The following is a 21839-nucleotide window of genomic DNA, read 5'->3' on the forward strand; positions in this document are numbered from 1 at the left end:
GCTCCATGGCGCCGGACACTCGTCGAGTGACCGCTCCAGGTGCGATACGCAGAATACAACGACCGCACCCCTCGATGGCAAACCGGCTGGACACGCTACCGTCGGCACCGTACCGATCACGCACGAAGGAGTGTTGTCAGTGGCTGATTCGTCGTTCGACGTCGTGAGCAAGGTGGACCGCCAGGAGGTCGACAACGCTCTGAACCAGGCCGGCAAGGAGCTGTCGACCCGCTTCGACTTCCGCGGCACCGGCGCGAGCATCGAGTGGTCCGGAGACGAGGCCATCGTCATCACCGCCGAGGCCGAGGAACGCGCGAAGGCCGCCCTGGACGTCTTCAAGGAGAAGCTCATCCGACGCGACATCTCGCTCAAGGCCTTCGACGCCGGCGATCCCGTGCAGTCGGGCAAGACCTACAAGATCACCGGCACGCTGGTGCAGGGCATCACCACCGAGAACGCCAAGAAGATCTCGAAGAAGATCCGCGACGAGGGCCCCAAGGGCGTCAAAGCGCAGATCCAGGGCGAGGAACTGCGGGTGAGCAGCAAGAAGCGTGACGACCTCCAGGCCGTTCAGCAGCTGCTCAAGGGCGAGGACTTCGGCATCGCCCTGCAGTTCGTCAACTACCGCTGACTCAGCGGTAGGGCCCCGCCATGCGCTCGAGGCGGGCGATGCGCTCTTCCATCGGCGGGTGCGTGGAGAACAGCTTGCTCGCCCGGTCACCCGCCCGGAACGGGTTGGCGATCATCAGGTGCGACTGGGCCGTGAGGCGCGGCTCGGGGGGCAGCGGGGCGGCCTGGGTGCCGCTCTGCAGCTTGCGGAGCGCGGAGGCCAGCGCCAGGGGGTCGCCGGTGAGCTCGGCACCCGACTGGTCCGCCTGGTACTCCCGCGAGCGCGACACGGCCAGCTTCACCAGGGACGCCGCGATCGGTCCGAGCATCGACACCAGCAGCAGGGCCAGCGGGTTGGCGCCCTGCCCGTTCCCGCGCCCGCCGAAGACGTTCGCGAAGAACGCGAAGTTCGCGAGTCCGGACACCACGGCCGCCATGGCGCCCGCCACGGACGAGATGAGGATGTCGCGGTTGTAGACGTGCGAGAGCTCGTGGCCGAGGACCGCGCGCAGCTCACGCTCGTTCAGCAGCGCCAGGATGCCGCTTGTGCAACACACCGCGGCGTTGCGCGGGTTGCGTCCCGTGGCGAACGCGTTGGGGGCGTTGGTGGGGCTGATGTAGAGCCGCGGCATGGGCTGGTGCGCCGCGGTGGCCAGCTCGCGGACGATCGCAAAGATGCGCGGGTACTCGACCTCGGTGATCGGCTGGGCGTGCATCGACTTCAGCGCCAGTTTGTCGCTGTTGAAGTAGGCGTACCCGTTCATGCCGACGGCCAGGACGACCGCGACCACCAGGATGGTCGAGTTCTGGAACAGAGCGCCGATGAAGACGATGAGAGCCGACATCCCGACCATCAGGCCGAACGTCTTCATGCCGTTCGCGAACTTCATCGTGTGTCGCCGATCCTCTCGCCGCAGTGCTTCCTGCACGAACAACGACCGAGGTGACGCGGGTAGTTCCCGTCAGCTGATGCGGGCGACGGTGTACTCGACCAGCTTGCGCAGCGCGTCGTTGGCCGGGCCCTGCGGCAGAGCGTCCAGCTCGGTGCGCGCCCGCTGGGCGTAGGTGTCGAGCGTCTCGCGCGCTTTGGCCATGCCCGGCGAACGACCCAGCAGAGTCAACGCCTCGGCCACGTCCGCGTCGTCGGTGATGGGACCGCGCAGCAGGTGGCGGAGCCGGTCGCCGTCCGTACCCTCGTCGCGCAGCGCGAACAGCACGGGCAGCGTGTGGACGCCCTCGCGCAGGTCGGTGCCCGGCGTCTTGCCGGAGTCCGACGCGGCGGACGAGATGTCGATGATGTCGTCGGAGATCTGGAACGCGGTGCCCACCGCGTCGCCGAGACGCTCGAGCCGCTCGATGTGCTCGTCGTCGCCCCCGGAGAACGTGCCGCCGAAGCGACCGCTCGTCGCGATCAGCGAACCCGTCTTCTCCCACACCGTGGTGAGGTAGTGATCGACCGGATCCTGATCGGGCTTGCTGCCGATCGTCTCGCGCATCTGGCCCGTGACCAGCGCGGCGAACGTCTCGGCGATCGTACGGACGGCGGAGGGGCCCAGCGTCGAGACCAGGCGCGACGCGTGTGCGAAGAGGTAGTCGCCCGCGAGGATGGCGACGCTGTTGCCCCAGCGCGCATTGGCGGACTCCACGCCGCGGCGCATGGCGGCCTCGTCCATGACGTCGTCGTGATACAGCGTCGCGAGGTGCACCATCTCGAGCACGGTGGCCGCGGTGACGATGTCCGGGCTGGACGCCTTGGGGCCGAGCTGACCGGTGAGAATGGTGAACAGCGGGCGGAACCGCTTGCCGCCGGCCTTGGCGAGGTGCAGCGCCGCCTCGGTGAGGAAGTCCTCACCGTCGGACAGCTCGGTCACGAGCAGGCTCTCGACCTCGGCCATCGCCGCGCGCACGATCTCCGCGAACTCCGCGTTCCCGAGATCCACGCCCGCCACCACGGTGGCCCCACTCGCACTCGTCTCGGTCACCGCGCTCGCACCCATTTCTCGTCGTCGAACACCTCGCGCGGCTCCGGGCCTCGGCGCCGCGTCTGCCTCCAACCTATCGTGCCTGCAAGATGGAACGATGACGGATGGACGCGCACAGGGTGTGACACCGGGAACTCGACGCGTGACCGACGTTCTCGTCGTCGGAGCGGGACCCGCGGGCAGCGCCGCCGCGGCCTGGTCCGTACGAGCTGGTCACGACACGATTCTCGCGGACGCCGCCACGTTCCCGCGCGACAAGACCTGCGGTGACGGACTCACGCCGCGTGCCGTGGCCGAGCTCGACGAGCTGGGACTCGGTGACTGGGTGCGCTCGCGGGCGATCAATCGTGGCCTACGCCTCACCGGATTCGGTCAGGAACTCACGCTGCCGTGGCCGGGTGGCTCACTGCCCGACATCGGTTCCGCGGTACCGCGTACCGAGTTGGACGACCGGATCCGCCGGGTGGCCGTCGACGACGGCGCGGTGATGATGGAGAACGCCAAGGCCGTCGATGCGGTGCTGGTGAGCGGGCGGGTCACCGAGGTGATGTTCGACACCGCCGACGGCCCTGTCGCCGTGGCCTGCCGCACGCTGATCGTGGCCGACGGGGTGCGCTCGCCGCTCGGCAAGATCCTCGGCCGTACGTGGCACCGCGACACCGCCTTCGGGGTCGCGGCACGGGCGTACGTCACGAGTGACCGCAGTGAGGACGAGTGGATCACCTCGCACCTCGAGCTCCGCGACGGGGAGGGCACCCTGCAGGCCGGCTACGGGTGGGTGTTCCCGCTGGGCGTGAACGACGAGGGCATCGGCGAGGTGAACGTGGGGGTGGGGACGCTCGCCACCTCGAAGCGCCCGGCTGCCGGCGCGCTGCGACCTCTCCTGAATCTCTATGCGTCACAACGGGAGTCCGAGTGGGGCCTGAGCGGCGGCGTGCGGCGCGTGCAGTCCGCCCTGCTGCCGATGGGCGGCGCGGTCTCGGACGTGGCGGGCCCCAACTGGGCGCTCGTCGGCGATGCGGCGGCCTGCGTGAATCCGCTCAACGGTGAGGGCATCGACTACGGACTCGAGGGTGGTCGACTGATCGCCGAACACCTGGACGGCGCAGATCTGACGCAGGTGTGGCCGGCGGTGCTCCGCGAGCACTACGGGCAGAGCTTCTCGGTCGCTCGTCGTCTCGCGGGACTGCTGACGGTGCCGCGGTTCCTGCCCGCCACGGGGCCGATCGGCATGCGGTCGCGCGCGATCATGACCGTCGCCGTGCGGGTGATGGGCAATCTCATCACCGACGAGGATCGCGACGTGGTCGCGCGCGCCTGGCGGGCTGCAGGATCGACGTCGCTGAAGGTGGACGACCGGCCACCGTTCTCCTGAGGGTGCCCGGCTGCCTCAGGAGCCGGGCCCGGTCAGCGTCCCGGCCGGAAGGCGTACACGGTGGTGCCGTCCGGCAGAAGTATCCCGTCGCGATCGCGGAAGCCGCACTCGAGAGACGCCACGACGCGTTGCAGCACGGGGAGCCGTGCCTGCTCGTCGAGTCCGGCGTGGACGGCGAGGGACAGTTCGGCTCCGTACAGCGCCAGGATGGCCTCGACCGCGCCGGCGAGCGCCGGGTCCTTGGCCTGGTAGAACGCGAAACGGTCCGCTTCCATCGTGTAGTCGCGCTCGTTGCCGCCCGCCAGTACCCGCACCCCGAACTCGGCCAGGTACTCCACCATGCGGCGCTCGGTGGCGCCGAAGCCGATCGACCGGCGGTCCGGCGAGAGGGTGTCGACGACGCGCTTGGTGTCCATGATCAACAGGCCCAGGTCGTTGGCGTCGAGCAGACCGAGGTCGGCGCGCATGGCGTCGCGCAGCAGACGCTGGATCTCGATCAGGAACCCGTGCTCACGGTTCAGCCGCTCGACGGCCGGACCCGGCATCGCGCCCGTCGTGGAGTAGGGCACCAGCACCCGGAGATCGAGCGACATGAGCATCTCGAGCAGCGGCGCGACGCGCTGGCGGGCCACGACGACGGTGATCGTCGAGATGCGCAGCAGTTCCTGATAGGCGGCGTCGACGTCGGCCTGCAGGTCGTCGGCACCCGGCGGCAGTGCGGTCGCGTCGGGGGCGGTCCGGCGACGTACGGCGTCGATCCAGACCCGCTGGAAGGTGGTCAGCGCGACCGACAATTCCTGGTAGCGCTCGGTGACCTGGTCGCGTACCAGCGACGTCTCGACGGCCTGGCGACCGGAATCGTGGGTCAGCTCGGCTCGGATGGTGCGCAGCTCGCGCGCGCGGCGCGTCTCCCTGGTGAGGTGCATGCGCGTGGTGCTGACGGCCCAACCGGCCCCGCCGGCGGCGACGGCCGAGGCAGCGAGGGTGGCATAGGGCAGCCAATCCGGTACGGGCATGCGCAGATCATGCCGTATCCGGACACGGTACGAACACCGATAGGTGCGTTCTCCGTATCTTTCAGTACACCGGTTTCACGGCGCTGTGCAAGGTGACGATGCCGCCCGTGAGATTGCGCCACTGCACGCGGCCCCATCCAGCGGACTGCATGCGCCGCGCGAGCTCCGCCTGGTCCGGCCAGGCGCGAATGGATTCCGCCAGGTAGACGTAGGCGTCGGGATTGCTGCTGACGGTGCGGGCCACGGCCGGGAGCGCCTTCATCAGGTACTCCATGTAGACGGTGCGGAACGCCGGGAAGACCGGTGTGGAGAACTCGCACACCACCAACCGTCCGCCGGGCCGGACCACCCGCAGGATCTCGCCGAGGCCGGCGTTGTGATCGGCCACATTGCGGAGACCGAACGAGATGGTGGCGGCGTCGAACACGTCGTCGCCGTACGGCAGGTGCATCGCGTCGCCCGCGATCATCGGGACGCCGCGCGAGAGGCCCGCGCGGAGCATGCCCTTGGAGAAGTCGGTGGCGACGCACCAGGCGCCGGACCGGCCGAGTTCCTCCGTGGACACTCCGGTCCCGGCCGCGAGATCGAGCACCGCTTCCCCGGGCTCCAGCGCGAGCGCGTCGCGCGTCGCGCGCCGCCAGCCGCGGTCCTGCCCGAAGGACAGGACGGTGTTGGTCAGGTCGTACCGCTTCGCGACTCCGTCGAACATGGACGCGACGTCGTGCGGTTGCTTGTCCAGTTGCGCTCTGGAGCCGTGTGCTGCCACACCTGAACAGTACGTGGGCCGCGCACTCACCTAGGCCGCCGTCGTCCGCCGTCCGACGTCCGAGGTGCCGATGACGGCCTCGTAGTGGCCGATCAACTGGCTGCACAGCGCGGGCCAGGTGCGATGCAGGACGGACTTGCGCGCGGACGTGGCGAACCTCGCACGCGTGGTGGGGTCGGCGAGGGCCTGCACGGCGCTCGGCAGCAACTCCTCGTACCGATCCACGGGCAGCAGGTACCCGTTGCGGCAGTGGCTCACCAGATCGCGGGGACCGCCGGCGTCGGGTCCGATCACGGGGACACCGCTCGCGAGCGCCTCCTGGACGGTCTGGCAGAACGTCTCGTGCTCACCGGGGTGCGCGAACACGTCGAAGGACGCGTAGGCCTCCGACAGAGCCTGCCCGCCCAGCTGACCGGTGAACACCGCGGACGGCATGAGCGCCTCGAGCCGCGCGCGCTCCGGACCGTCACCGACGATCACCACACGCACGCCCGGTGTCCGCTCGAGCACCGCGAGGCGTTCCACGTGCTTCTCCGGTGCCAACCGGCCGACGAAGCCCACCACCAGCGCGTCGCCCGCGTCCCACTGCGCACGACGCTCCGCGTTCCGCGACGACGGCGCGAAGCGCACGGTGTCCACTCCCCGACCCCAGCGATGCACGCGGGGGATGCCGTGCGCGGCGAGTGCGTCCATCGCCGACGTCGACGGTGCGAGGGTGCGGGCACTGCCCTTGTGGATCCGGCGGGTCCACGCCCAGCAGGCACGCGAGGTCAACCCGAGACCGTAACTCTCGGCGAACCCGGCGACATCGGTCTGATAGACGGCGACGGCCGGGACGTCCAGCCTCCGCGCGGCCGCGAGGCCACCGGCACCGAGCGAGAACGGCGATGCCAGGTGCACCACGTCGGGCGCGAACGAGCGCAGCGCGGCGGTCATACCGGGGCTCGGCACGCCGACGGGCAGCGAACTCACCTTGGGGACCATCACCGACGGCACTCGCAGAACCGGGAACGAGCCGTGTGAGGTCGGTGCCGCGGGCACCCCGGCCGGCGTGTCCGGCGCGACGATCATGGCGTCGTGACCTGCGGACTCCGCATGCTCGAGCACACGGAGAATCGAGTTGGTGACACCGTTGACGTGAGGCAGGAACGATTCGGCGACCACGGCTATGCGCACACCGTGGACTGTTCCGCGCCGCGACGACCGCGATGCGAGGGCGACGTGACCAGCGGGCGAACCCCGGGCGAACCCTCCGGTACCGGGTCAGACGCGCGCGTCGCGGCGCCGCAGGTAGAGGATCGACGGGCCGGCGATCAGCCACGTGACGACGATGACGGAGAGCGCGGGCACGACGGCCACCGAGGCGTCGCGGCCGGCGACCCGCACCAGGTCGGGATCGCTGCGGGAGTACTCGACGTCGATGCGCTGACCGGCGACGAGGTTGGTCGGGTACAGCACTCCGAGCTTGGGATTGTGCATCTCGCCGTCGGGAGTCACGAAGCTCACCGCCGAGCGCAGACGTCCGGCCGACAGCACCTCGGCCGTGGCGACGCCCTCGTCCGAGGAGATGGTGTGGTCGTTGCGCCACGCCGCGAGGACCAACAGGACCGCGAGCACCGAGACGACGGTGGCGATCACCAGGAGAACGGTGGGAACGCGCGAGCGGCGCCGCACGGGGGCCTCGTCCGCCTCGGAGTTCTCGACAGCAGGCATGTCGCCACCGGACATCTCGGCACCGGCCGGACTCGGGACGACGGGGTTCACCAGAACAGGCTAGCGACCGCACCACGCAGGACGTCGGCAGCGGTACGCCGAGTAACGTCTCCTGCCATGGGGCGGAAATTCAGTTACACCGAGGACTTCGACGTGACACCGGCGCAGGCGCACTCCGCCTTGACGGACGAAGCGTTGTGGGACAAGCGAACCAAGGAGGTCTCCGACCGGGCCAGCGTGGAGTACTCGCACCGGCCCGACGGCGGCTTCGACGTGGTGATCTCCGAGGGGGTCGGCGCGTCCGTGCTGCCGGGGTTCGTCCGGAAGGTGATTCGCGGCGACCTGGTGATCACGCGCAAGGACAGCTGGGGACCGCTCGAAGGCGACCGTGCGAACGGCACGCTCGAAGGCGGATCGACGGGCTTGACCTCGAAGGTGCGCGGAACGTTCGAACTGGTGCCTCACGGCGCCGGATCGCGCCTGACCCTGAGGGGGACGGCCGAGGTGAAGGTCCCGTTCGTCGGCGGCAAGATCGAGGGCATGGTCACCGAGATGATCGGCAAGATGGTGCACTCCGAGAGCAAGCAGGCACGGGAGTACCTCGCCGACAGGGCCTAGAGGGCAGCGCGGATCGAGGCGTGCAGATCGCGTAGACCGGACCGATCGGTGGTCACCTCGAGCACCCGGGTGCCCTCGGCGTGACCCGTGAGCAGCTTCGCGAGCTCGTCGGGATCGACCCGCCGGTGCGGGATCCGGTACGCGGCACACAGCGCCGCGAGGTCCATGCCGTGCGGAGTGCCGAACACGCGCTCGAAGACGCCCGCGTACTGGGGATCACCCTGCTCGAGCAGTTCGAAGATGCCGCCACCGTCGTCGTTCGCGACGACGATGGTGAGGTCCCGCGGTCGGGGCTCCCCGGTGCCGATGAGCAGTCCGGACGCGTCGTGCAGGAACGTCAGGTCCCCCATCAACGCGATGGTGCGGCCGTCGTGTGCCAGCGCAGCGCCCACCGCGGTGGAGACGGTGCCGTCGATGCCCGCCACACCGCGATTGGACAGCACCCGGACGTCCTCCGCCGGGTAGCCGACCAGCGCCATGTCGCGCACCGGGTTGGAGGCGCCGAGCACGAGCAGGTCACCCGGCCGACGTGCCGACGACACGGCGGCGGCGACGTGCAGACCCGTTGGAATCGAGAGCGAGTCGAGCTGCCCGCGGACCGCGGCATCGGCCGACTCCGAGGCGTCGGCACAGCGACGCAGCCACTCGGGTGACGGTGTCCCGGTGACCAGCGCGCGCGTTCCGGTCGCCACGACGTTGCCCGAGACGTCGGGCCAGCGGGGTCCGGTGGTGAGTGCGATGACGGAGACGGCCGGATCGGCCAGCACCTTCGAGACCTGACGATGCAGCGTGGGACGCCCGGTGATGATGGCCTGGCGCGGCGACAGCGCACCGAGCGCGAGCGGGTTGAGCGGGTGGCCGTGCAGGGGCGCGGTCGGCTCGGCGACCGTCGGCAGCCCGGCGAGTTCCGGCCGATAGGCGGCGCCGTGTCCGGAGATGACGACGGTGTCCACCGAGAGGTCCAGGTCCACCGGAACGTCGAGCGTCGCGTACTGCGTGGTGGTCCACGGGGAGCCGTCGGGACGTCCCTCCGGGGCGGGGCGGGAGTCGGCCAGGTCGGGCGTGAGGGGCTCGCGCAGCGGCATGTCGAAGTGGACCGGGCCGGCGTTGCCCGAGCGCGTACCGCGTGCGGCAGCCAGGACGCGGCACACTGCCGACCGCCACTGGCTGTTGACCTGGTCGGACTCCTCGGCGAGACCGAGGCTGATGGTCGCGCGCACCTGACCCGCGAACAGGCCGAGTTGCTCGACCGTCTGGTTGGCGCCGGTGCCGAGCATCTCGTAGGGGCGGTTGGCGCTGAGCACGACCAGCGGAATGCGGGCGTAGTTGGCCTCGAGCACGGCGGGTCCGAGATTGGCGACGGCGGTTCCGGACGTCATCACGACAGGGACGGGTCGGCGGCCGGACACGGCGAGTCCGATGGCGAGGAAGCCGGCGGTGCGTTCGTCGATGCGCATGTGCAGGCGGACGCGACCGGCGCGGTCGGCGGCCTCGAGCGCGAACGCGAGCGGCGCGTTACGCGATCCGGGGCACAGCACGACGTCCTGGACGCCGCCGCGGATCATCTCGTCGACGACGACGGCGGCTTGAGAGGTGGACGGATTCACCATTTCAGAGTGTCACAGATGCCGGACCTGCCTGAATGATCGGCCGGCCTCCAGGGCGCGCGTGGCCCTGGCACGATGAACCGGTGCGCACACACTTCGATCCGCAGACCATGGACGCCGGCGACTACTACAAGCTTCTCACCACGTCAGTGGTGCCCAGACCCATCGCGTGGGTGTCGACGGTCTCCGCGGACGGCGTACCGAACCTGGCGCCGTACAGCTTCTTCTCCGTCTCCTCCAGCGCACCCGCCGTGGTGCAGTTCACGTCGGTCGGCCGCAAGGACAGCCTGCGCAACATCGAGGAGACGGGCGAGTTCGTCGTCAACCTCGCCACCGAGTCGTTGTTCGAGCAGATCAATCAGACGTCCGCGAACTACGACGCCTCGGTGAGCGAGTACACCGCGGTCGACCTCGAGAGCGAGCCCAGTGAGACCGTCCGCCCGCCGCGCGTCGTCGCGTCCCCGCTCTCGATCGAGGCGACGCTCCATCAGGTGGTCGAGGTGGGCAACTCGTTCGTCGTCATGGGCGCGGTCACGATGATCACGGTGCGTCCGGAGTTCCTCGCGGAGGACGGGTTGCCCGACTTCGGCGCCCTCGCACCGCTGAGCCGGCTCGGCCGCGACGAGTGGGGCATGCCCCCGGCCGTGCGACGAATCCAGCGCCCCGACAGGCCTTGAGTCCGGATCGGGTCCCGTTCGACCGCTCGCGCACGGTGCGCTGGGCCTCGCTCGCTCTGGCGACCGTCGTCGTCGCCGTCCTGGCGGAGCGGGTCGGCGTTCCGTCGGCCGCTCTGTTCGTCGCGCTCGCCGTGGCGACGGTGTTCGCGTTGTGCGGATGGGGCCCGGGGAAGGTTCCGCGCACCGCGTCGATGGGCGCGCAGGCCGTGCTCGGCGTCGAGATAGGCACCCTGCTCGATCGGGACACGATGTCCTCGCTGGGGTCCGATTGGATCTGGGTGGTGGTCGTCTCGCTCGGCACCCTGGTGCTGTCCATCGCGGCCGGCGCTCTCCTCGGACTGCATCGTGACCTCGACGCCACCACCGGCGCCCTCGCACTCGTGGCCGGGGGTGCGTCCGGCATGGTCGCGATCGCCCGTGATCTGGGCGGCGACGAGCGGGTGGTCGCCGTGGTGCAGTACGTCCGGGTGCTGCTGGTCACCGCGTCGCTACCGTTCGTCGCCACGGTGGTCTTCTCGGCGGACACCGGACAGGGCGGATCACTCGACACCGCCTCCGCCCCGCTCTGGACGGACGCGCTCTTCATCGCGGTGTGCCTGCTGGTGGGCATCCCGCTGGGCCGACTGATCCGCCTGCCCGCGCCCGCCCTGCTCGGACCGTTGCTGATCTCCGGTGCCGCGGACCTGCTGGGGTGGACGGGCGACGCCGGCGTGCCGTTTCTGCTGCTCCAGCTCGTCTACATCGTCATCGGGTGGCAGGCCGGCCTGCAGTTCACCCTCGACAGCCTGAAGTCCATCGGCCGCATCATCCCGTGGGCGGTACTGCTGATCATCGCCATCGCGGTGGGCTGCGCGCTGCTCGGCCTGATCCTGGTGGGCACCACCGGCATCACCCCGTACGAGGCCTACCTCGCCACGACGCCGGGCGGTATCTACGCGGTGCTCGCGCTGGCGGCGGCGAGCAGCGTGAACGTGACCTTCGTCGTGGCGGCCCAGGTGCTCCGGGTGTTCATGATGCTGCTGGTGGTCCCGCTGTTCACCCGGGCACGCGGGCGCGGCTAGCCGTTCGCGTCCTGCACGAGCCGCGCGACGACATCGGGTGTCAGGGTTCCGTCGCCGAAGGCCACCATGCGGGCGAGCGGGACGCTCGACAGGAAGACTGCCGTCTCCGGGTTGCCCATCATCGCCTGTGCCACCGACGGTCCGTCGCCGTCGTCGATGGCCGTCCGCAGCAGGTCACCGCCGCGCGGATCGTCCAGCCACTCGGTGACGGTCGACTCGGCCGTCAACGGCAGGCGGACGTCGTCGCCCGTCACGGAGACGATCGCGACGCTCCGGAGATCGCGCGACGATGCCGCCGCGGCCACGACGTACTCGCCCGGCGCCACGATCCAGGACGACACCCGGGTGTCCCAGTACGCCAGGTCGGCACGCCGGACGGTGAGAGTCACGGTCTCGGTCGCACCCGCGGCGATCTCGACCGACTCGAACGCCGCGAGCTCACGCGGAACACGGTGCGCGTCCTCGTCGGGCGCGGACACGTAGATCTGCACGACCTCCCGGCCGTCCCGGTCCCCGGTGTTGGTCACCGGCACCGTGACGTCGATGCCGTGCTCCCCCACCGTCGCGGTCACGTCGCCGTACTCGAACGTCGTGTACGACAGGCCCCACCCGAAGGGGTACGACACGTCGGTCCCGCGCGCATCGAAGCCGCGGTAGCCCACGTGGATGCCCTCGCCGTAGCGGACGACCCCGTGCTCACCGGGGAAGTCCAGGTAGGACGGGTGGTCCTCGAGCCGGAGCGGAACGGTCTCGGCGAGCCGTCCCGACGGGTTCACGACGCCGAACAGCACGTCGGCGATCGCTCCGCCGGCGGCCTGTCCCAGCAGCCACGTCTCGAGGATCGCGGGGACGTCGGTGTCCCACGGAGACGTCAGGACCACGCCGCCGTTCGACAGCACCACCACGGTGTTCTCGTTCACCGCGCGCACTCGTTCGACCAGGGCCAGATGGCCTTCCGGCAGCGTCAGCGTGGTGCGGTCCATGCCTTCGGTCTCGGGGTCGTTGCCGACGAAGACGAGGGCGATGTCGTGCGTGCGAGCGAGCTCGACGGCCTCGTTCAGCAGTCCGTCGTCGGCGTCGGTCTCCTCGGTCGACGCGTGGTCGGCGTCGTACCCGGGCGCGAACGCCACCTCGCCCTGCGCGGCAGCGGTGATCGCCGACAGCGCGTCGTCCAACCGGGTCGGGGTGATCTGCGAACTACCGCCGCCCTGGTAGCGCGGGGTGCGGGCGATCTCGCCGAGCACGGCGATCGACCCGGAACCCGGCTCGAGCGGCAGCAGACCGTCGTTCTTCAGCAGGACGATCGCCCGGCTCGCGATCTCTCGGGCCAGCGCATGGTGGGCATCGTGATCGACGTCCACGGAACCGCTCGCGTCCTGCGCGCGCTCGACCAGTGCGCGTACGCGCGCCGCCGCCGTCTCGAGAGCGCCGGGATCGAGCGCACCGGACTCCGCCGCCTCGGCGACCCGCTGGTCACCGGCAGCGTCGGGTCCGGGCATCGTCAGGTCGAGGCCCGCGGCGATCGAATCGACCCGGTCCACGACGGCGCCCCAGTCGGACACGACGGCGCCCTCGAAACCCCACTCGCCGCGCAGCACGTCCGTCAGGAGCCACCGGTTCCGCGAGGCGTGGACGCCGTTGATGCGGTTGTAGGAGCACATGACGGTCCACGGCTGCGCCTGCTCCACCACACGCTGGAACGCCCGGAGGTAGATCTCGCGCAGGGTGCGTTCGTCCACCTCGGCGCTCACGCGCATGCGGTCGGTCTCCTGGCTGTTGACCGCGAAGTGCTTGAGCGAGGTGCCGACGCCCCGGCTCTGCACGCCCTGCACGTAGGCGGCGGCGAGCGTGCCCGTGAGCAACGGGTCCTCCGAGAAGTACTCGAAGTTGCGGCCACCGAGCGGGCTGCGCTTGATGTTGATGCCGGGGCCCAGCAGGACGGACACGTCCATCGACCGGGCCTCGGTGGCCAGCGCCTCTCCCATCCGCCGCAGCAGGTCGGGATCCCAGGTACTCGCGGTGGCGGTGGCCGGCGGGAAGCACGTCGCGGGTCGTCCGGAGAACATGTCGCTGTCGCTCGCCTGCATCCGCACGCCGTGCGGGCCGTCGGTCAGCGTGATCGCCGGGAGCCCGTCCTGCTGCTCGGTGCTCCAGAAGTTGCGTCCACTGGTGAGGGCTGCGAGATCGTTGCGTGGAGTCATGGCTCCATCATCGACGATCCGGCCCTCCGTGCGCCTTTCGCGCATCCGGGGATACGCGAAAGGCGCACGGGGGGTCAGGCTGCGTACTTCTGCACCAGGGCGCCGACGCGCGGGAGAGCCTCGGTGACGTTCTTCTTCGCCGAGGGGCGGAGCGAGGAGTACGCCTTCTTGATGGTCGACTTGCTGGTCTCGTCGATGCGCGCGTCGGTGACGGACAGCAGCGCGTCGGACGCCTCGTCACCGTTCGCGGCGAGGAACTCACCGAACGTGCCGGTCGGCGCGGCCTGGTACCGCTGCCAGAACGGGTCGAGCTTCTCGACGAAGCTCGGCCACAGCTTGGCGACCGCATCGTCGACGACGCTGGGGCTCACCTTCTTCACGGCGCCGTATCCGCCCTTGACCGCCAGGCCGGAGGCGCCCTTCTTGTCCGAGACCTCGGCGTCGATCAGCGCGCGGACGTCCGCGCGCACGGCCGGTGCGGTGTTCTCGTCGAGGAGGGTGGTCTGCAGTGATGCCACGGGAAACAATCCTGTCGTTTGGAGTCGGGCGCAAACGCCGTTCTCGGAGAAGGTTTCTGGTCGGCGCGACCCTACAACAGAGCGAGGGGATGGCACCGGGCGAGACGCTCCAGCCACCACGTCCGCCGATCGTCCGGGGCGGCGAGCTCACGGAGTCGATCCGCATCGGGGACGACGGTGTCGACCCGCAGACGACCGTCGACGAGTGCTCGCGGCTCGGCCACGTCGGTGACGAACAGTGCGCCGGTGCCCAGGCCGCACGCGGCACTCGACGGCAGGGCCGCCGCCGCAGCGAGTCCCGCCGACATGCCGATCGCCGAGTCGAGGGCGCTCGACACGACCACGGGGACGCCGTACTGCGCCAATTCCTCGGCGAGCCGCAGCACCGCCCGCACCCCGCCCAGCGGCGGCACCTTGACGACGGCCACGTCGGCGGCCCCGGCCCGCACCACGTGCAGCGGGTCCTCGGCTCGCCGGATGCTCTCGTCGGCGGCGATCGACACTCCGCGCACGCGTCTGCGCACCTCGGCGAGTTCCTCGACCGTCGCGCAGGGCTGCTCCGCGTACTCGAGATCACCGTTCTCGGTGAGGGCGCGCAAGGCCGTCTCGGCCTCGTCGACCGTCCAGCCCCCGTTGGCGTCGACACGCACGGTGGGGACGAGCGCCCGGACCGCCTCGACTCGTGCGACGTCGTCGGCGAGGGTCTGTCCCTTCTCGGCGACCTTGACCTTCGCCGTACGCGTGCCGGGATAGCGCGCGAGTACGGCGGGCACCTCGGCGGCGGGCACCGCGGGCACGGTGGCGTTGACCTCGACGTGGTCCCGCACCGGATCGGGCGCGCCCTGCCACGCCATCTCGATGCCGGCACGCAGCCACGCCGACGCCTCGGCGTCGTCGTACTCGGGAAAGGCGCCGAACTCGCCCCATCCCGCGGGTCCGGAGAAGACCAGTACCTCCCGCGTCGTGATGCCGCGGAACCGGGTGCGCATGGGCAGCGACAGCACGTGGGCCGACGCGACGATCTCGTCGAGCCCGGGAGCGGGTGCCGCCGTCACTGCTGGCCGGGGAGCAACTGCACCATGAGGGCGTTGCTCTCGGCAACGAGCGTGCCGTCCTGCTTGGTCAACCGGGCCTCGATGAACGTCTTGCGGCCCTCGACCTTCGTCACGTGCCCCTCGGCGACGAGCTGCTCGTTCAACGGGGTCACGGCGCGGTAGTCGATGTGCAGGAAAGCGGTGCGGCTGATCGGGCGACCGTACGCGTGCTGGATCAGCCCGAAGAGGTCGTCGAACAGCAACGGCAGCGTGCCGCCGTGGGCTGCGCCGTTGCCGCCGAGATGGAACCGGCGGAACACACCGGTGGACCGCACGCCCTCGGCGCCGTATTTCTCGATGGTCCACGGCAGCATCAGCAGACTGCCGCGGCCCGGGAGCTCCAGCGCGCGGCCCGCCGGTGACAGACCCTCCGGCACCACGTACGGCGCCATGGTCGCAGCGAGTTTCTCCGCCTGGTCGGCGGCCAGGGCGAGCTGGTCGTCCGGCAGGTCCGTGGACACCGCGAGGTCCTGGACGGTGCGCAACGCCTCGATCAACCGGCCGTAGTCCGGCGGCGGCGTGGCCCTGATGAACTTCGGGAATCCGCCGTGGGGGGAATCGTCGGTCATCGGACGACGGTAACGCGGAGTCCGATTCGGTCCGTCGTTAGGCTGTCGAGGGTGACCGATCAGACCTCGCCGTTCCAGCCCGAGCAGTGGACCGCGGTCCCCGGCTTCGAGGACCTGGTGGACATCACGTACCACCGCCACGTCACCGACGGCACCGTGCGCATCGCGTTCGATCGCCCCGAGGTGCGCAACGCCTTCCGCCCCGGCACCGTCGACGAGCTGTACCGCACGCTCGACCACGCCCGGATGACCTCCGACGTCGGCGCCGTCCTCCTCACGGGCAACGGGCCCAGCGAGAAGGACGGCGGGTGGGCCTTCTGTTCCGGCGGCGACCAGCGCATCCGGGGGCGGTCCGGCTACCAGTACGCCAGCGGCGACACGGCCGAGACCGTGGACCGGGCGCGCGCGGGACGCCTGCACATCCTCGAGGTGCAGCGCCTGATCCGCACGATGCCCAAGGTCGTGATCTGCCTCGTCAACGGGTGGGCCGCGGGCGGCGGACACAGCCTGCACGTAGTCTGCGACCTGACTCTGGCGAGCCGGGAACACGCCCGCTTCAAGCAGACCGACGCCGACGTGGGCAGCTTCGACGGCGGATACGGCAGCGCGTACCTGGCGAAGATGGTGGGGCAGAAGTTCGCTCGCGAGATCTTCTTCCTCGGTGACACCTACACCGCCGAGGACATGCACCGGATGGGTGCTGTGAACAAGGTGGTCGATCACGCCGACCTCGAGACCGTCGCCATCGAGTGGGGGCGCACGATCAACGGCAAGTCCCCGCAAGCGCAGCGAATGCTCAAGTACGCGTTCAATCTTCAGGACGACGGGCTGGTGGGGCAGCAGCTGTTCGCGGGCGAGGCGACGCGGTTGGCCTACATGACCGACGAGGCCGTGGAGGGTCGCGACTCGTTCCTCGAGAAGCGTGAGCCGGACTGGTCTCCCTACCCCTGGTACTTCTGAGAGGCGACCGACGATGGAGGTGCTGGCGAGCCGGATCATCCTGCGGCCGAGAAACGTCGACGAGACCCTGAGCTTCTATCGGGACCGGTTGCGGCTCGGCATCTTCCGCGAGTATCCCGGTGGCGTGGTGTTCTTCGCGGGGCAGTCGCTGATCGAGGTGGCCGGACACGGCGAGCCGACGGCGGGGGCGACGATTCTGCTGCAGGTGCGTGACGTCGAGGCGGCACGCGCCGAGCTCGAGGCGGCGGGCGTCGAGATCGTGCGGCCCCCGCAGACCGAGCCCTGGGGACTGACGGAGATGTGGATCGCCGACCCCGACGGCACGCGCATCGTCGTGGTCGAGGTTCCGCCCGACCACCCGCAACGCCGTGGCTGATCTGACCGTCCTCCCGGTGCCCGGCGGCGACGCGGTGCTGGGTCTGCTGCCGCGACTGCGCGCCGTGCTCGACGGCACCGCCGAGCCGGTCCTGCCGGTCCCCGCCGACGACGATCGTGAGCGTCGACGCCTCGCCGACGCGCTGTCACCGGGCACTCCCGCGGAGCCGGGTACCGCGATGGTGCTCGCCACGTCCGGGTCGACGGGAACCCCGAAGGGGGCCCTGCTCGGGGCGGCCGCACTCCGGGCCAGCGCCGCCGCCACCCATGCCCGGCTGGGTGGGCCGGGACAGTGGTTGCTCGCGCTGCCGGCCCATCACATCGCCGGGATGCAGGTGGTGCTGCGCTCCCTCGCCGCCGGCCACGAACCCGCGGTGGTGGACGTGTCGACGGGATTCGACCCCGCGCACCTCGTCCGCGCGGTCGCGTCGATGAGCGGGCCCCGGCGCTACACCTCCCTCGTCCCCACCCAGATGGTGAAGGCGCTCGATCGTCCGGACGCCGTCGCGGCGCTCGCGTCCCTCGACGCCGTTCTGCTCGGCGGGGCCGCGACCCCGGCTCCCGTGCTCGACCGCGCACTCGCTGCGGGGATCACCGTGGTCCGCACCTACGGGATGAGCGAGACCTGCGGCGGGTGCGTCTACGACGGCGTTCCCCTGGACGGCGTGACCGTCGGCCTCGAGGCGGACGGCCGGGTGCGCCTCGGCGGACCCACACTGGCGAACGGTTACCGCGGAATGCCTGATCACCCGGCGTTCGCCGAGGCGGGGTGGTTCCGCACCGATGATCTCGGACGCCTGCAGGGCGACCGTCTGCAGATTCTCGGGAGGGCCGACGACGCCATCACCACGGGCGGACTCACCGTCGTACCGCGAGTGGTGGAAGACGCCGTCGCGGGGATCGACGGGGTCGCCGAGTGCGTCGTGGTCGGTGTTCCCGATCCGCGCCTGGGCGAACGGGTGGGCGCACTGGTGGTGCTGCGGCCCGGTGTCGAGCTGTCGCCGGAGTCTCTCCGGGCGGCCGTCGCCGACGCGCTCGGCCCTGCCGCGGCACCCCGGCAGGTGCTGTTCGTGGACGCGCTCCCGGCCCGCGGCCCGGGCAAGGTGGACCGCGCGGCCGCGCGAACGACGCTGGTCGCGTGTAGTCCGACCGAATGACATCTTCCCCCGCACGCCGAGGGGCGAGCCGCCCGAGACCGTGACGGTGAGTAAGGTCCTCCCGGTACATCCGGGTCGGGGGCTTGGTTGTTCGCGGGTTCGGAGGACAGTGACGATGGCGAGGCAGGCGACGGGAGCAGCTCCCGACGCGCACGACGGCTGGATCGTCGTGGAGACACTCGCCGAACCGCCCGACGGCGATGCCGGTCCCGTGGGGACCGTCGTCGCCAAGGACGGTCGGGCGAAGGACTGGACGGCGCTCTCCCGCGCGGTCGGCAGCAAGCGCATCGCGGACGCGGCGCGTGCGATGACCGCGTTCGTCGCGACCAGCGGCGAGGACGCGGCCGAGACCGTGCCGGGACTGCACAGTCCGCTGCGGGCCGTCGCGGTACCGGGTCCCCGGAAGGCCGTCCACGGTGTGATGCTGTACGCCGGTGACGATTCCGACGCACCGCCGCCCCTCGTCGTCGGCTACGACTGGTCCTCGTCACGTCGACAGTTCGCGTTCACGCCCGGCATCGCCGGCGTCACGGGCCGGGAGCCGGCATCGAAGCTCGCCGCACCGGCATTCGAGCTGTTCGACCACGCGGACGACGCCGACAGCGCGATGTATCTCCTCGTCGCTCTGCTCGACGCGGAACCCGGAACCCGCTGGGACGGCACCGTGGCGCTGCGTACCCCGCGCGGTGCCCGGCCCCTGCGCAATGCGGTGCGGACGGTGCTCGACACCTCGTCCGCCGACGACGCCAGCCGGTACGTCGACACCGTGTCGCACGCGTTGGCGATCTCGCTCCGCGCGGACGAACTCGTGGTGGCCGGACCGTCGGTCGAGGCGTTCGCGCTGCGGTCGCTGACGCGCAACTCCCCCACCGCGATCGCACTCATCGACACCGAGCGCGTGCGCGTCGTGCGGTGGCTGACAGATCCGGTGGAGAACATCCTGTGGAAGGGGCAGGTCGATCAGCGCGACACCCCGCACCCCTCGGACATCGCGCGCATCGTGTCGGCCTATCGCCGGATGCACGAGTGGGCGGACCATCGCACCGAGATCCCCGGCGTGCGACTGCGCCGTGTCGACGGCGGGTGGACCGTCGTCGACCTGCGGGCGACACGTGTTCCGGGACAACGCTTCCTGATGGTGGAATTCCAACCGGTCGGATTCTCCGACGAGGACGATCCCGTCCCGCCCACCGACACCGGATACCCGGGTCGTGGGCCGCGCAGGCGGTCCAGCTGAGCCTCTTCTGGGGCTCGAGCGTGTCAGGTTCGCGGCATACCGCACCGGGCGGCGAGGCAGCGCTCGAGATCTTCGGTGACCGCCCAGGCCGTGTCGAGGTCACCGCCGAGCAGCAGTGACCGCTGGCGCAGTGTGAGCGCGCGGATGGCGCGGTCGAGTTCGACGTCCGTCATGGCCGCGACGGCGTCGTCGATCGTGGAACTGGTGATGTCGTCCATCGTTCATCCCCGGGGTGCGACAGGTGAACCGATCGAAGAACCGGTTCCGCATTCGTGTGCCACGTTCACGGCCGACGGCGACAAGCCTGTGAGAAACCCCCGAGGTCGAGGGCGCATCCGGAGTGTACGCCGGGAGCGGTGGGCCTCACAACACGACCGCGCGGGGCCGCATCGGCATGCGTAGGCAATGATCCACACATGGCGACAGCATCCCAGTGGCTCGAAGGCGCACGGCCGCGCACACTTCCGAACGCGATCGCACCGGTCGTGGCCGCGGCGGGTGCGGCAGCGGCGGCCGGCGACGTGACGTGGTGGAAGGCCCCGGTGGCACTGCTCGTGTCGGTCGCCCTCATCGTCGGCGTGAACTTCTCCAACGACTACTCCGACGGCATCCGCGGAACCGACGACGACCGAGTCGGACCGATCCGCCTCGTCGGCTCCCGGCTGGCGACGCCGTCGGCCGTCCGCGGCGCGGCCGTGGCGTGCTTCGCACTCGCTGCCGTCGCGGGGCTCGTCCTCGCCCTGACGACGGCCTGGTGGCTGGTTCTCGTCGGTGTCGTGTGCATCGCGGGAGCCTGGTACTACACGGGCGGATCGAAGCCCTACGGCTACAGCGGCCTCGGAGAGATCGCCGTCTTCGTCTTCTTCGGCCTCGTCGCCGTGCTCGGCACCCAGTTCGTGCTCACCGATCGCGTCGACCTCGTGGGACTCGCGTGCGCCGTCGCGATGGGCTGCTTCTCGAGCGCCGTCCTGGTGGCCAACAACATCCGCGACATTCCCACCGACACCGAGGCGGACAAGCTCACCCTCGCGGTCCGGCTGGGCGACGCCCGGAGCCGCGGTCTGCACGCCGCGCTGCTCGGCGTGCCGTTCCTCGTCAGCCTGCTGCTGCTCCTGCACTCGCCGTGGGCCGTGCTGGGCGTCGTCGCCTTCCCGTTGGCCTGGCGTGCCAACGCCCCCGTCCGCACCCGGCAGCAGGGTCTCGCGCTCATTCCGGCGCTGCGCGACTCGGGTCTCGCGATGCTCGTCTGGGCGGTGGCGACCACCGTCGGCCTGCTGCTCGGATAGTCGCCGCGCGACGGGCAATTCCGTTGCCGACGGTCATGATCTCCCTCTACGGTCGTCCCATGGACCCCGTGACCGAACCCGAGATCCGGGCATCGTTCGTCAACTGCTCGAAGGGCGAGGCGAAGCGCATCCCCGTCCCCACCGATCTGGACGGTCGCCCGTGGGACGACCTGGACTTCCTCGGCTGGAGCGACCCCGCGTATCCGGGCCGCAGCTTCCTCGTCGTGCCGACCGCGGATCGGCTCGTCGGAGTCGCCCTGCGTTCGGAGAGCAGTTCTCGCCGATCTCAGATGTGCAGCATCTGCACCACCGGGCATCAGAACGGCGGTGTCACGTTGATGGTGGCCCGCAAGACCGGTGAGTCCGGCCGCCGCGGCAACACCGTCGGCACCTACCTGTGCTCGGATCTGGCCTGCTCCCTGTACGCGCGGCGGATCAAGACCCCGACGCTGGGACGGCAGTACCGCGACGACACCCCGGTCGAGGAGCGCGTCGGCAAGCTTCGCGAGACCATCACGGCATTCGTGGCGCGGCTGGACTGACCGCGGTCGGCGGCAGCCTCAGCGGCGCGCCGATCGCCGGTCCGGCACCAGTCCACCGAGAACCCAGTTGACGATGGACACGATCACCGCGCCCCAGAAGGCGGACCCGAAACCGTCGACGGTGAGCCCGTACCCGGTGCTCTCGGTGATGGCGGCGGTGAGCAGCAGCATCAACGCGTTGATCACCAACAGGAACAGCCCGAGGGTCAGCACGATGAGGGGCAGCGACAACAACTGCACGATCGGCTTGACCAAGGCGTTGATCACGGTGAACACGGCGGCGATCCCGATCAGCACCACCAGGTCCCAGCCCTGCCCGCGCCCCGAACTCGCGATCGAGATGCCGTCCACCCAGGACGCCGCCAGCCAGATCGCGAACGCCGTGACGATCAATCTGAGCACCAGAATCATGCGCCCCATGATGGCACGGGTCGCCGCGACGGTGGTGTGTCGCGAGCCGCGCCTCCGGTGGTGTT

24 protein-coding genes are annotated in these 21839 nt (G+C 70.3%); 11 read left to right on the forward strand and 13 right to left on the reverse strand.

Translation table 11 applies throughout. The annotated features are described in order from the left end of the window. Positions 1–139 precede the first annotated feature (139 nt). Positions 140–631 carry a YajQ family cyclic di-GMP-binding protein gene (locus HQ306_RS13075; RefSeq protein ID WP_056441678.1) on the forward strand — a complete coding sequence of 164 codons (492 nt, stop codon included), beginning with the start codon at positions 140–142 and terminating at the stop codon, positions 629–631. 1 nt (position 632) lies between these two features. On the opposite strand, the gene htpX is transcribed toward HQ306_RS13075, so the two are convergent. Both htpX and HQ306_RS13085 read right to left on the reverse strand, forming a co-directional pair. Further along, positions 633–1499, reverse strand: a complete 867-nt coding sequence (gene htpX, locus HQ306_RS13080; protein ID WP_027504550.1) for a zinc metalloprotease HtpX — start codon at positions 1497–1499, stop codon at positions 633–635. 72 nt (positions 1500–1571) lie between these two features. Next, positions 1572–2606 carry a polyprenyl synthetase family protein gene (locus HQ306_RS13085; protein WP_222631849.1) on the reverse strand — a complete coding sequence of 345 codons (1035 nt, stop codon included), beginning with the start codon at positions 2604–2606 and terminating at the stop codon, positions 1572–1574. Between the two features lie 82 nt (positions 2607–2688). Between HQ306_RS13085 and HQ306_RS13090 the strand changes: the two genes are divergently transcribed. Continuing rightward, the gene (locus HQ306_RS13090) at positions 2689–3966 is read left to right on the forward strand and encodes a geranylgeranyl reductase family protein (protein WP_222631851.1); all 1278 of its coding nucleotides are present in this window, start codon (positions 2689–2691) and stop codon (positions 3964–3966) included. A 32-nt stretch (positions 3967–3998) separates the two neighbouring features. Here HQ306_RS13090 and HQ306_RS13095 read toward each other — a convergent pair whose 3' ends face one another. The 4 genes from HQ306_RS13095 to HQ306_RS13110 form a co-directional block, all read right to left on the reverse strand. After that, positions 3999–4982: a hypothetical protein gene (locus HQ306_RS13095; protein ID WP_222631853.1), complete on the reverse strand. Its 984-nt coding sequence runs from the start codon at positions 4980–4982 to the stop codon at positions 3999–4001. A gap of 61 nt (positions 4983–5043) precedes the next feature. Further along, positions 5044–5748, reverse strand: a complete 705-nt coding sequence (locus tag HQ306_RS13100) for a demethylmenaquinone methyltransferase (RefSeq protein WP_308115351.1) — start codon at positions 5746–5748, stop codon at positions 5044–5046. A gap of 30 nt (positions 5749–5778) precedes the next feature. Then, entirely contained in the window at positions 5779–6924 is a 1146-nt protein-coding gene (locus HQ306_RS13105; protein ID WP_027504545.1) for a glycosyltransferase family 1 protein, read from the reverse strand. An 87-nt stretch (positions 6925–7011) separates the two neighbouring features. Next, positions 7012–7461: a DUF3592 domain-containing protein gene (locus tag HQ306_RS13110; protein ID WP_051613160.1), complete on the reverse strand. Its 450-nt coding sequence runs from the start codon at positions 7459–7461 to the stop codon at positions 7012–7014. A gap of 117 nt (positions 7462–7578) precedes the next feature. Between HQ306_RS13110 and HQ306_RS13115 the strand changes: the two genes are divergently transcribed. Beyond that, positions 7579–8079, forward strand: a complete 501-nt coding sequence (locus HQ306_RS13115) for a DUF2505 domain-containing protein (protein ID WP_222631855.1) — start codon at positions 7579–7581, stop codon at positions 8077–8079. Here the strand turns inward: HQ306_RS13115 and menD are convergent. Next, on the reverse strand, positions 8076–9686 hold the full coding sequence (gene menD / locus HQ306_RS13120; RefSeq protein WP_222631857.1) for a 2-succinyl-5-enolpyruvyl-6-hydroxy-3-cyclohexene-1-carboxylic-acid synthase: 1611 nt from the start codon (positions 9684–9686) through the stop codon (positions 8076–8078). The genes HQ306_RS13115 and menD overlap by 4 nt on opposite strands. An 83-nt stretch (positions 9687–9769) precedes the next feature. Here menD and HQ306_RS13125 point away from each other — a divergent pair, with 83 nt between their 5' ends. Continuing rightward, a complete protein-coding gene (locus HQ306_RS13125) occupies positions 9770–10363 on the forward strand; it encodes a flavin reductase family protein (protein ID WP_027504541.1) in 594 nt (197 codons plus the stop codon). Continuing rightward, on the forward strand, positions 10360–11424 hold the full coding sequence (locus HQ306_RS13130) for an AbrB family transcriptional regulator (protein WP_222631861.1): 1065 nt from the start codon (positions 10360–10362) through the stop codon (positions 11422–11424). The genes HQ306_RS13125 and HQ306_RS13130 overlap by 4 nt, the downstream gene beginning before the upstream one ends. Here HQ306_RS13130 and HQ306_RS13135 read toward each other — a convergent pair. The 4 genes from HQ306_RS13135 to HQ306_RS13150 all read right to left on the reverse strand — a co-directional run bounded on the left by HQ306_RS13135 (position 11421) and on the right by HQ306_RS13150 (position 15806). Next, complete coding sequence (locus HQ306_RS13135) at positions 11421–13625, reverse strand: glycoside hydrolase family 3 C-terminal domain-containing protein (protein WP_261769883.1); 2205 nt, start codon at positions 13623–13625, stop codon at positions 11421–11423. The two genes, HQ306_RS13130 and HQ306_RS13135, sit on opposite strands and share 4 nt — an antisense overlap. A gap of 74 nt (positions 13626–13699) precedes the next feature. Then, positions 13700–14143, reverse strand: a complete 444-nt coding sequence (locus HQ306_RS13140) for a hypothetical protein (protein ID WP_037184699.1) — start codon at positions 14141–14143, stop codon at positions 13700–13702. Between the two features lie 71 nt (positions 14144–14214). Then, positions 14215–15198 (reverse strand): o-succinylbenzoate synthase, encoded by a 984-nt coding sequence (locus tag HQ306_RS13145; RefSeq protein WP_222631867.1) that lies wholly within the window; start codon positions 15196–15198, stop codon positions 14215–14217. Continuing rightward, entirely contained in the window at positions 15195–15806 is a 612-nt protein-coding gene (locus HQ306_RS13150) for a PaaI family thioesterase (RefSeq protein WP_222631869.1), read from the reverse strand. Before HQ306_RS13150 ends, HQ306_RS13145 begins: the two co-directional genes overlap by 4 nt. 51 nt (positions 15807–15857) lie before the next feature. Here HQ306_RS13150 and HQ306_RS13155 point away from each other — a divergent pair, with 51 nt between their 5' ends. The 4 genes from HQ306_RS13155 to HQ306_RS13170 all read left to right on the forward strand — a co-directional run bounded on the left by HQ306_RS13155 (position 15858) and on the right by HQ306_RS13170 (position 19535). Next, positions 15858–16766, forward strand: a complete 909-nt coding sequence (locus HQ306_RS13155; RefSeq protein WP_373425200.1) for a 1,4-dihydroxy-2-naphthoyl-CoA synthase — start codon at positions 15858–15860, stop codon at positions 16764–16766. Positions 16767–16779: 13 nt separating this feature from the next. Next, on the forward strand, positions 16780–17142 hold the full coding sequence (locus tag HQ306_RS13160) for a VOC family protein (RefSeq protein WP_222631871.1): 363 nt from the start codon (positions 16780–16782) through the stop codon (positions 17140–17142). Further along, a complete protein-coding gene (gene menE / locus HQ306_RS13165; protein ID WP_222631873.1) occupies positions 17135–18298 on the forward strand; it encodes an o-succinylbenzoate--CoA ligase in 1164 nt (387 codons plus the stop codon). Before HQ306_RS13160 ends, menE begins: the two co-directional genes overlap by 8 nt. Positions 18299–18413: 115 nt before the next feature. Beyond that, positions 18414–19535 (forward strand): GAF domain-containing protein, encoded by a 1122-nt coding sequence (locus HQ306_RS13170; protein ID WP_222631875.1) that lies wholly within the window; start codon positions 18414–18416, stop codon positions 19533–19535. Positions 19536–19558: 23 nt separating this feature from the next. On the opposite strand, the gene HQ306_RS13175 is transcribed toward HQ306_RS13170, so the two are convergent. Continuing rightward, complete coding sequence (locus HQ306_RS13175) at positions 19559–19753, reverse strand: hypothetical protein (RefSeq protein ID WP_037184696.1); 195 nt, start codon at positions 19751–19753, stop codon at positions 19559–19561. Between the two features lie 198 nt (positions 19754–19951). On the opposite strand from HQ306_RS13175, the gene HQ306_RS13180 reads away from it, so the two are divergent. Together HQ306_RS13180 and HQ306_RS13185 are read left to right on the forward strand one after the other, a co-directional pair. Beyond that, positions 19952–20821 carry a 1,4-dihydroxy-2-naphthoate polyprenyltransferase gene (locus HQ306_RS13180; protein WP_222631877.1) on the forward strand — a complete coding sequence of 290 codons (870 nt, stop codon included), beginning with the start codon at positions 19952–19954 and terminating at the stop codon, positions 20819–20821. 59 nt (positions 20822–20880) lie between these two features. After that, positions 20881–21363 (forward strand): FBP domain-containing protein, encoded by a 483-nt coding sequence (locus HQ306_RS13185; RefSeq protein WP_222630305.1) that lies wholly within the window; start codon positions 20881–20883, stop codon positions 21361–21363. A gap of 18 nt (positions 21364–21381) precedes the next feature. Here HQ306_RS13185 and HQ306_RS13190 read toward each other — a convergent pair whose 3' ends face one another. Further along, entirely contained in the window at positions 21382–21774 is a 393-nt protein-coding gene (locus HQ306_RS13190) for a phage holin family protein (protein ID WP_027504529.1), read from the reverse strand. Positions 21775–21839 lie beyond the last annotated feature (65 nt).

This window comes from Rhodococcus sp. BP-160, assembly GCF_019836205.1.
GTDB lineage: Bacteria > Actinomycetota > Actinomycetes > Mycobacteriales > Mycobacteriaceae > Rhodococcoides.

Excerpts from the sequence above, each read along its gene's own strand:
- htpX (WP_027504550.1), bottom strand. The coding sequence starts at position 1,499 with ATGAAGTTCGCGAACGGCATGAAGACGTTCGGCCTGATGGTCGGGATG.
- HQ306_RS13085 (WP_222631849.1), bottom strand. The coding sequence starts at position 2,606 with ATGGGTGCGAGCGCGGTGACCGAGACGAGTGCGAGTGGGGCCACCGTG.
- HQ306_RS13090 (WP_222631851.1), top strand. The coding sequence starts at position 2,689 with ATGACGGATGGACGCGCACAGGGTGTGACACCGGGAACTCGACGCGTG.
- HQ306_RS13095 (WP_222631853.1), bottom strand. The coding sequence starts at position 4,982 with ATGCCCGTACCGGATTGGCTGCCCTATGCCACCCTCGCTGCCTCGGCC.
- HQ306_RS13110 (WP_051613160.1), bottom strand. The coding sequence starts at position 7,461 with ATGCCTGCTGTCGAGAACTCCGAGGCGGACGAGGCCCCCGTGCGGCGC.
- HQ306_RS13115 (WP_222631855.1), top strand. The coding sequence starts at position 7,579 with ATGGGGCGGAAATTCAGTTACACCGAGGACTTCGACGTGACACCGGCG.
- HQ306_RS13135 (WP_261769883.1), bottom strand. The coding sequence starts at position 13,625 with ATGACTCCACGCAACGATCTCGCAGCCCTCACCAGTGGACGCAACTTC.
- HQ306_RS13150 (WP_222631869.1), bottom strand. The coding sequence starts at position 15,806 with ATGACCGACGATTCCCCCCACGGCGGATTCCCGAAGTTCATCAGGGCC.
- HQ306_RS13160 (WP_222631871.1), top strand. The coding sequence starts at position 16,780 with ATGGAGGTGCTGGCGAGCCGGATCATCCTGCGGCCGAGAAACGTCGAC.
- HQ306_RS13170 (WP_222631875.1), top strand. The coding sequence starts at position 18,414 with ATGGCGAGGCAGGCGACGGGAGCAGCTCCCGACGCGCACGACGGCTGG.
- HQ306_RS13175 (WP_037184696.1), bottom strand. The coding sequence starts at position 19,753 with ATGGACGACATCACCAGTTCCACGATCGACGACGCCGTCGCGGCCATG.
- HQ306_RS13180 (WP_222631877.1), top strand. The coding sequence starts at position 19,952 with ATGGCGACAGCATCCCAGTGGCTCGAAGGCGCACGGCCGCGCACACTT.
- HQ306_RS13185 (WP_222630305.1), top strand. The coding sequence starts at position 20,881 with ATGGACCCCGTGACCGAACCCGAGATCCGGGCATCGTTCGTCAACTGC.
- HQ306_RS13190 (WP_027504529.1), bottom strand. The coding sequence starts at position 21,774 with ATGATTCTGGTGCTCAGATTGATCGTCACGGCGTTCGCGATCTGGCTG.